General features: G+C 67.6%; 7 protein-coding genes. 6 read left to right on the forward strand and 1 reads right to left on the reverse strand.

Annotation, left to right across the window (positions count from 1 at the left end; translation table 11 throughout):
* The first annotated feature begins 48 nt into the window (after positions 1 to 48).
* The 6 genes from E2K76_RS14780 to E2K76_RS14805 all read left to right on the forward strand — a co-directional run bounded on the left by E2K76_RS14780 (position 49) and on the right by E2K76_RS14805 (position 8,249).
* The gene (locus E2K76_RS14780; RefSeq protein ID WP_136685125.1) at positions 49 to 600 is read left to right on the forward strand and encodes an NAD(P)H-dependent oxidoreductase; all 552 of its coding nucleotides are present in this window, start codon (positions 49 to 51) and stop codon (positions 598 to 600) included.
* Positions 601 to 2,916 carry a molybdopterin-dependent oxidoreductase gene (locus E2K76_RS14785; protein ID WP_136685126.1) on the forward strand — a complete coding sequence of 772 codons (2,316 nt, stop codon included), beginning with the start codon at positions 601 to 603 and terminating at the stop codon, positions 2,914 to 2,916.
* Positions 2,917 to 3,158: 242 nt separating this feature from the next.
* Positions 3,159 to 4,802 (forward strand): ABC transporter substrate-binding protein, encoded by a 1,644-nt coding sequence (locus tag E2K76_RS14790; RefSeq protein ID WP_136685127.1) that lies wholly within the window; start codon positions 3,159 to 3,161, stop codon positions 4,800 to 4,802.
* The gene (locus E2K76_RS14795; protein WP_136685128.1) at positions 4,802 to 5,797 is read left to right on the forward strand and encodes an ABC transporter permease; all 996 of its coding nucleotides are present in this window, start codon (positions 4,802 to 4,804) and stop codon (positions 5,795 to 5,797) included. Before E2K76_RS14790 ends, E2K76_RS14795 begins: the two co-directional genes overlap by 1 nt.
* A complete protein-coding gene (locus E2K76_RS14800) occupies positions 5,794 to 6,618 on the forward strand; it encodes an ABC transporter permease (RefSeq protein ID WP_136685129.1) in 825 nt (274 codons plus the stop codon). Before E2K76_RS14795 ends, E2K76_RS14800 begins: the two co-directional genes overlap by 4 nt.
* Positions 6,597 to 8,249, forward strand: a complete 1,653-nt coding sequence (locus E2K76_RS14805; protein ID WP_136685130.1) for an ABC transporter ATP-binding protein — start codon at positions 6,597 to 6,599, stop codon at positions 8,247 to 8,249. The genes E2K76_RS14800 and E2K76_RS14805 overlap by 22 nt, the downstream gene beginning before the upstream one ends.
* 29 nt (positions 8,250 to 8,278) lie before the next feature.
* Here E2K76_RS14805 and E2K76_RS20645 read toward each other — a convergent pair.
* A partial coding sequence (locus tag E2K76_RS20645) for a hypothetical protein (RefSeq protein WP_220432257.1) occupies positions 8,279 to 8,484 on the reverse strand: 206 nt, incomplete at its 5' end.

Below are 8,484 nucleotides of genomic sequence, written 5' to 3' on the forward strand. Positions count from 1 at the left end.
TCGGGGCGACGATAAAGCTGCTGCGTCACGGTCAAACAGGATTGCATCATGCCCCTTCGGATCGCAGGCTTCGCCGGAAGCTTCGGAAACACCTCTAAAACTCGGGCGCTCGTGGCGATGGCCGCAACGCAGGCCGCCGAAAGCGCGGGCGGGCAGGCGCAGGTCTTCGATCTGGGCGATCTGCAACCGCAGCTTGGAACGGCGGGCCATGCGGGCGATCTGACGGGCGATGCCCGCCGCGCCTTCGATTCCATCCTTGCCGCAGATGCGCTGGTGTTCGGCAGCCCGGTCTACAAGGGAAGCTATGGCGGGATGTTCAAGCATTTCATCGATCTGATCGAACCGGCGGACCTGCTTGGCAAGCCGATCCTGCTGACAGCGACGGGCGGCGGCGACCGGCACGCGCTGGTGATCGAGCATCAGCTGCGCCCGCTTTTCGCCTTCTTCGAAGCGGCGGTCATGCCAACGGGCGTCTACGCCAGCGCCGCCGATTTCACGGATGGGGTGCCGACGTCGCCCGCGCTGCTGGCGCGGCTTCGGCGCGGAACCGACCAGCTGGCCGCCGCCGCACGCCCGGTCCGCGATGCGAGGGCGGCCTGAATGGCGCAGTTTCGCCAGCATAGCAGCCATTGGGGTGCCTTTCGCGCCCGCACCACCGCGCCCGGCGTGCTGGAGATCGAACCGTTCGACGGCGATCCAGAACCGTCGGCCCTGCTGCGCAACATCCCCGCCGCACTGGCGCATCCGGCGCGGCTGAGCCGCCCGCTGGTGCGCAAGGGCTGGCTGGAGGATGGCCCCGGCCCCGACCGCAGGCGCGGCAGCGACGAATACATCGAACTGGACTGGGACCACGCGCTGGACCTTGCCGCGCGGGAATTGCGCCGTCTGGGCGCGGGCACGCTGCCGGAAACCGGCCCGCTGCCCGGGGCGAAGGTCTTCGGCGGCTCCTATGGCTGGGCCTCGGCGGGGCGGTTCCACCATGCGCAAAGCCAGCTGCACCGTTTCCTCAACACCGCGTTCGGCGGATATGTCGCCAGTGTCGACACCTATTCCTCGGCCGCCGGGTCGGTGATCCTGTCGATGGTCTGGGGCGATGCGATGAGGCTGAACCGCGACCACCCCTATCTGAACGAGTTGGCCGAAGACACCGAGCTTCTGATCGCCTTCGGCGGCGTGCCGCTGCGCAACACCGCCGTCAGCAGTGGCGGCAATTCGCAGCATTCGATGCGCGACGCGCTGGAGCGCGCGGCGGCGCGGGGTGCGGGCTTCGTGTCGATCAGCCCCATCGCCGACGACATCCAGACGCTGCCCGGCCTCGTCCATCTTGCGCCCCGTCCCGGAACCGATGTCGCGCTGATGCTGGGGATGGCCCATCACCTGCATTCGACCGGCCAGGCGGACCGCGCCTATCTGGACCGCTACACCACCGGCTACGACCGCTTCCTCGCCTATCTGACCGGCGAGACGGACGGGGTGGCGAGGACGCCGGACTGGGCCGCCGACATCTGCGGCATCCCGGCCGCGGATATCGCCGCGCTGGCAGACCGGGCGGCACGGTCGCGGACGCTGATCAACGTCACCTATTCGCTGCAAAGGGCGCAGAACGGCGAACAGCCCGTCTGGATGGCGCTGACGCTGGCCACGATGCTGGGCGAAGGCGGCAAGCCGGGCGGCGGGTTCCTGTATGGGCTCGGCTCGATCGGCAATGTCGGCAAACCGCCTCTGGATGTGCCGCTGCCGACGCTGCCGCAGGGTCCGAACCGGGTGGGCGATTTCATTCCCTGTGCGCGGATCGCGGAACTGCTGCTGAACCCCGGCGGCGCCTATACCTACAAGGGCGAGGCGCGGCGCTATGCCGACATACGGCTGGTCTATTGGGCGGGGGGCAACCCGTTCCACCACCATCAGGACCTGACCCGGCTGGCAGAGGCCTTCGCACGTCCCGACACGATCATCGTCCATGACAGCGTCGGAACCGCGACGACGCGCCATGCCGACATCGTCTTTCCCGCCACCGTCACCGCCGAGCGCGAGGATATCGGCGCGGGCGGCAACGATCCCTTCCTCGTCGCGATGGAGCCGCTGGCGCAGGCCCGGGGCGAGGCGCGCGACGACTATGCCACCCTGACCGCGCTGGCCGAACGGATCGGCTGCGCCGCCGCCTTCACCGAAGGGCTGGATGCCGAAGGCTGGCTGCGCCGCATCTATGCACCGACGCAGGCGGCCTTGGCGGCACGCGGCCTGCCCGCACCGGATTTCGACGACTTCCGGCAAGGGGCGATCCTGCCGCTGCCGGTGAACCGTACGGGCGGAGCGATCCACCGCTTCCACGCCGACCCCGAGGCCCACCCCCTCCGAACGCCCTCGGGCCGGATCGAGATCTTTTCCGACCGCGTTGCGGCGGCGGGCCTGCCCGGTCATCCGGCGTGGCTGCCGCCCGCCGAATGGCTTGGGGCGCCGCTGGCCGCCCGGCACCCGTTCCAGTTGGTCGCCAACCAACCCGCCGGGCGTCTGCACAGCCAGCTCGATTTCGGGGTCGCAAGCCGCGGGTCCAAACTGGCGGGCCGCGAGGTCGCGCGCCTGAACCCCGACGATGCCGCAAGGCTGGGCGTGGCGGCGGGCGATGCGATCCGCATCTGGAACGGGCGCGGCGCGGTGCTGGCCGTGGCGCAGCCCTCGGAGGCGATCCGCGCGGGCGTGATTCAGCTTGCCACCGGCGCGTGGTATGCGCCCACCGACCTGCCGGGTCTTGGGCGCACCTGCATCAACGGCAATCCCAATGCCGTGACCTCCGATTGCGGCGCATCGCCGCTCAGCCAAGGCTGCGCGGGACAACTGGCACTGGTTTCGGTCGAACGGCTGGACGGCGACGCCCCGGCTGCGGTGCCGCACGAGAAGATTCTTCCGCGAGGATGAGTTTCGAACGGGTGGGAGAGGAAAATCCCGCTGTCGATCCGGGGCGGATGGGGAACAAGTTTCCTCATCCCGCCCAAGCTAGAAAATAGACAAGACGGACAGGTCGGTCTATCCATTTCCCTAAGAAAAAGCTGCTTGCAGCGCCGGTTCCGGAGCCGGCTTCGAACGCCCTGCCCGCGTGCGCGCCCCATTGCGGGACGGCGACGGGCCCTCTCCGAAATTCAACCGCAGGACCCTCCCCGATGACCCACCGCATCCCGCAGTTTCACCTCTCGCGCCGCCGTCTTCTGGCCGGTTCGGCCGCGCTGACCCTTGCTTCGCTGACCGGCACCTCGCTGTTTGCCCAAGGGGCTTCGGGTGCGGGCGGGGATCTCGTGTTCCTGATCGACTCGCTGGGGCCGACCTGGATCCCGAACAACAGCTCCATCTCCAGCTTTCAGGGGCATATCTGGGGCCATGTGACGGACAAACTGGTCTATGTCGATGGCGACGGCGCCGCGACCCCGTGGCTGGCAGAATCGTGGGAGCAGAACGAGACCGCGACCGAATTCACTCTGAAGCTGAAGCCCGGTGTCACCTTCTCGGACGGCTCGCCTTTGGATGCGGCGGCGGTGGTTGCGAACCTCGACATCTGGTATGCGGGCCGGACCGAGGATGGCATCAACCCCGTCGGCCTGTTCCCCAAGACCTATGACCATTCCGAGGCGGTCGATCCGCTGACGGTCAAGGTGGTCTTCAAGGCCCCGACGCTGGGGTTCATCCCGACGCTGGGCTATCACGGCTCCATCCTGATCGCGCCGTCGACCATCGCCTCGCCCGCGACCGATCAGGCCGATCTGGGCAAGACCATCGCCAGCGGCCCCTATGTCGTGGACAGCTGGAAGGAGGGCGACTTCGTCAAGCTGGTCCGGCGCGAGGATTACAACTGGGGCCCTGCCGCCGTGGGTCACACCGGGCCGGCCTTCCTCGACTCGATCACCTACAAGCTGGTGGCGGAACAGTCGCTGCGCGTGGCGGCGGTGCAGGCAGGTCAGGCGGACATCGCCTATAACGCTTCGCCGCAAGAGCTGACCTCGCTTCGGGACGAAGGCTTCACCACCGCGACGCCGCGCTATCTGGGCTTCGTGAACGGCTGGGCGATCAACACGCAAGAAGCGCCGCTGAACGACGTGAAGGTGCGTCAGGCGCTTCAGGTCGCGATCGACCGGCAGGAGATCATCGACACCGTCTATACCCCCGACTGGTTGCCGGCGACCAGCTTCATGCAAAGCAACGTTCCGGGCGCCACGGATCACAGCGCGTTGCTGGCCCATGACCCGGCCCGCGCCGAGGCGCTGCTGGACGAGGCGGGCTGGGCCAAGGGCGCGGACGGCTTCCGCGCCAAGGACGGCGTGACGCTGGAGTTGGTCCTGCATTCCAACCCCTACCTCACCACCTCGCGCGCCATCGACGAGCTGCTTGCGCAGCAGCTTGGCCGCATTGGCTGGCGCGTCGTGATCCGCGCCTATGACGTGGTGACCTTCGGCGAGCGGGTGCGCTTCGCGGGCGCGGGCGTTCCGGCATACGAGGTGACGCGCAGCTTCATCGACGCGGGCACCGTCGCCAGCATCCTGACCGATGCCAACAAGGGCGAGAACTGGTTCAACCTTGGCCAAAGCGATCCGCGCATCAACGATCTGCGCGACAAGATCGCCAGCGCCGCCACGCACGAGGTCCGCACGCCGCTTCTGGACGAATTGCAGGCCTATGTGCTGGAGCAGGGATATTTCATCCCCCGCACCCAGATGGTCCAGCGCATCTATGTCCAATCGCCCGAGGTGAAGGACGTCGTGTATAACGGGGTCGCCTATGCCAGCTATTACCGCGCGACCAAGGGCAGCGCCTGATGCAGGGCGCTTATATGAACTATGCCGCCAAGCGTCTTTTGCAGGCCGTGGTGGTCGTGCTTCTGACCTATGTGTTCACCTTCATCGTGGTCAGCATCCTGCCCGGCGATCCGGTGACCAACGTCCTGCGCGACCCCCAGAACGGCTTCACCGAGGCTGAGATCGCGCAGATCGTGGCGGCCCAAGGGCTGGACAAGCCGATCCCGGTGCAGCTTTGGCATTCGCTGTCGGGGTTCGTCACAGGTGATCTTGGTGTCTCGCTCCGATCCAGCCGCCCGGTGTCGGACCTGATCGCCGAGGTGCTGCCTTCGACCCTGCGGCTGGCGGGCGGGGCGCTTGCCGTGGCGCTGGTTCTGGCAATGGGGATCGCCTATGGCGCGCGGTTCCTGCCCCACCGCTTTGGCGGGGCGGCCCTGCGCGCGCTGCCTTCGCTGTTCCTGTCGGTGCCCAGCTTCGTGATCGGCCTGCTGCTGATCCACATCTTCGGCTTCCAGCTTGGGCTTTTCATGGTGATCGACCCGAACAGCTTCTGGGCCACCTTCTTCGCCGCTGTCGCGCTTGGAATCCCGATCTCGGCCCAGATCGCCGAGGTGCTGATGGCCAACCTCGACCACGAGGCATCGCAGGATTATGCCGCGGTCGCCCGCGCACGCGGCCTGCGCCAGTCCAAGCTGTTTTTCCGCCATCTGCTGAAGCCATCCTCGCTGCCGGTCGTGACCGTGATCGCACTGATGGTGGGCGAGGTGCTGGGCAATACGCTGATCACCGAAACCGTCTTTGGCCGCACGGGCGTGGGCAGCCTGATCCAGCGGTCGGTCGTCACGCAGGACCTGCCGGTGCTGCAGGCGATCGTGTCGCTGGCGGCCGTGGTCTTCGCGGTCATCAACCTGATCGCCGACCTGATCTACCCGCTGCTTGACCCGCGCGTGAAGCTGGTGGGGACCGCCCCCCGGCGCGTCACGACGGCGGACGAGCTTCCGAGGGCGAACGCATGATGATCTCCGTTACCCGAACCCCTCGCGTCGCGCTTCCGGCGCCGCTGGGCGTGATCCTGTCGCTGCTGGTGCTTGCGGTCATCGTCGGCTGGTCGCTGGCGCCGGGCCTGTTCACCGGTTTCGATCCCGCCATCGGCATCCCCGCCGACAAGCTGCAAGGCCCAAGCGCCGCGCATTGGTTCGGCACGGACCATCTCGGCCGCGATCTTCTGGCGCGTGTGATCCACGGCACGGCATCCTCCGTCTCCAGCGCGGTGATCGCGGTGGTCATCGCGCTGGTCCTTGGCGGGCTGATCGGGCTGCTGTCGGGGTTTCTGGGCGGCTGGGTGGACACGATCCTGGCGCGCCTGGTCGATGTGCTGCTGGCGATCCCGAACTTCCTGCTGGCCGTGATCATCGTGACCGCCCTTGGGTTCAGCACCACGAATGCCGCCATCGCGACCGGCATCTCTGCCGTTGCCGTCTTTGCCCGCGTCATGCGGTCCGAGGTGATCAAGACCCGTTCCGCCACCTTCGTCGAGGCGTCGTTCCTGTCGGGCGGGTCGCGCTGGCATATCCTGACCCGCCATGTGCTGCCCAACGCCTCGCGTTCGGTCCTGCCGCTGGCGGTGCTGCGCTTCGGCCAGTCGATCCTCGTGATCGCGGGGCTGGCGTTCCTTGGCTATGGCGACCCGCCCCCGGCTTCGGATTGGGGGCTGCTGATCTCCATCGGCAAGGATTACCTGAAATGGCCATGGCTGGTCTATGCGCCCGCGCTGGTCACCGTCGTCACCGTTCTCTCTCTCAACAGGATCAGCAGATGGCTTCGCAAGACGGACTGACACCTCCCCTTCTGCGCGTGGACGGCCTGTCGGTCGCCTATGGCCCGAACGAGGTCGTGCGCGACGTGGGCTTCGAACTTGGCCGGGGAAAGAGCATCGCGCTGATCGGCGAATCCGGGTCGGGCAAATCCACCATCGCGCGGGCGGTGCTGCGACTGTTGCCCGCGCAGGGCCGCGCCACGGGCCGCGTCGCGTTTCAGGGGCAAGAGATCCTGTCCCTGCCCGAGCGCCGCTTCCGCCCGCTGCGCGGCAAGGCCATCGGCTTCGTGCCGCAGGACCCCGGCAACGCCCTGAACCCGGTGCGCACCATCGGCGCGCAGGCCGAAGAAGCGGCGGCCCTTCTGGACGAACGCGATCCGCGCATTCGCCGGGCGATCATCCTCGACACCTTTGCGCAGGTCGGGCTGGACAATCCGCAGCGGGTCTACGACTCCTATCCCCATCAGCTTTCGGGCGGGATGCTTCAGCGTGTGCTGATCGGGCTGGCCGTGCTGCCCCGCCCCGCCCTGCTGGTGGCGGACGAGCCGACCTCGGCGCTGGACGTGACGATCCAGAAACGCATCCTCGATCTGCTGTCCAAGCTTCGGCAGGAACTGGACATCGGGCTGCTGCTGATCACCCACGATCTTGCCATCGCGGCCGAAAGGACGGACGCGATACTGGTGCTGAAAGGCGGCGAGGTGCAGGAGGCCGGACCGACGGCGCGGGTCTTCGCCTCGCCCGCCTCGGCCTATGCGCGCAAGCTTCACGCCGACGTGCCCGCGCTGAACCCCGACCGCTATGCCGCGCTGCGCGATCCGGGATTTGCCCGCCTGAAACGGGCAGCCCCGAAGATCGAGGTGTCGAACGTGACCAAGACCTTTTCGGTCGATGGGCGCAACCTGACCGCCGTGGACAATGTGTCCTTCGCCGTGCCCGCGGGAACGACCCATGCGCTTGTGGGCGAATCCGGCTCGGGCAAGACGACCACGATCCGCCTGCTTCTGGGCCTCGACCAGCCTGATGCGGGCGGCATCACGGTGGCGGGCACCCCGCTGTCCGGCCGCGCGCCCGAAACGCTGCGCGAGGCGTGGCGGCATCTGCAACTGGTCTACCAGAACCCCTTCACCTCGCTGGACCCGACATGGAAGGTCGAGACCCTGATCCGCGAACCGCTGGACCGTTTCGGCATCGCCACACCCAAGGACCGCGCGGACCGCGTGCGCGAGGCGCTGGCCAATGTCGGTCTGGGCGAGCATCTGCTGGCGCGCAAACCCGCCGCGCTGTCGGGCGGGCAGCGGCAGCGTGTGGCCATCGCGCGGGCGCTGGTGCTGAAGCCCGACGTGATCGTGCTGGACGAGCCGACCTCGGCGCTGGATGTCAGCGTGCAGGCCGATATCGTCGGCGTGCTGCTGGACCTTCAGGCGAATCTCGGGCTGACCTATGTTTTCGTCTCGCACGATCTGGCGCTGGTCCGGCAGCTTGCCCACAGCGTGTCGGTCATGCACCGGGGCCGGATCGTGGAACACGGCCCTGTATCCGAAATCTTCGACCGCCCGCGCGAGGCCTATACCCGCACGCTGCTGGACGCGATCCCATCCGGCCTGTCGGCGCCGCAACCGTCCCGCCGTCTGGCCGAAGCGGTCGCGTGATCGGCTGCGCACGAGCGCCGGAAGCTGGCTCAAGGGCCGAAGGCTTCGCGGCGCTCGTGGGCAAAGCCTTGGATCAGCAGATCGGCCAGCCCCAAGGCCCACATCCCCTGCCCCAGATCCGTCGTCCCGATCAGCGCCACAACCACCAGCATCGAGAAGGCATGAAGAACCGTCTGGTCGACGCCAAAAGAATGCTGTGGGCGTCCATGGGCTCTGTTGCCCAAATCAGCTGAAG

The organism is Falsirhodobacter xinxiangensis (assembly GCF_004959935.1).
GTDB classification, from domain to species: domain Bacteria; phylum Pseudomonadota; class Alphaproteobacteria; order Rhodobacterales; family Rhodobacteraceae; genus Falsirhodobacter; species Falsirhodobacter xinxiangensis.

Excerpts from the sequence above, each read along its gene's own strand:
- E2K76_RS14780 (WP_136685125.1), top strand. The coding sequence starts at position 49 with ATGCCCCTTCGGATCGCAGGCTTCGCCGGAAGCTTCGGAAACACCTCT.
- E2K76_RS14785 (WP_136685126.1), top strand. The coding sequence starts at position 601 with ATGGCGCAGTTTCGCCAGCATAGCAGCCATTGGGGTGCCTTTCGCGCC.
- E2K76_RS14790 (WP_136685127.1), top strand. The coding sequence starts at position 3,159 with ATGACCCACCGCATCCCGCAGTTTCACCTCTCGCGCCGCCGTCTTCTG.
- E2K76_RS14795 (WP_136685128.1), top strand. The coding sequence starts at position 4,802 with ATGCAGGGCGCTTATATGAACTATGCCGCCAAGCGTCTTTTGCAGGCC.
- E2K76_RS14800 (WP_136685129.1), top strand. The coding sequence starts at position 5,794 with ATGATGATCTCCGTTACCCGAACCCCTCGCGTCGCGCTTCCGGCGCCG.
- E2K76_RS14805 (WP_136685130.1), top strand. The coding sequence starts at position 6,597 with ATGGCTTCGCAAGACGGACTGACACCTCCCCTTCTGCGCGTGGACGGC.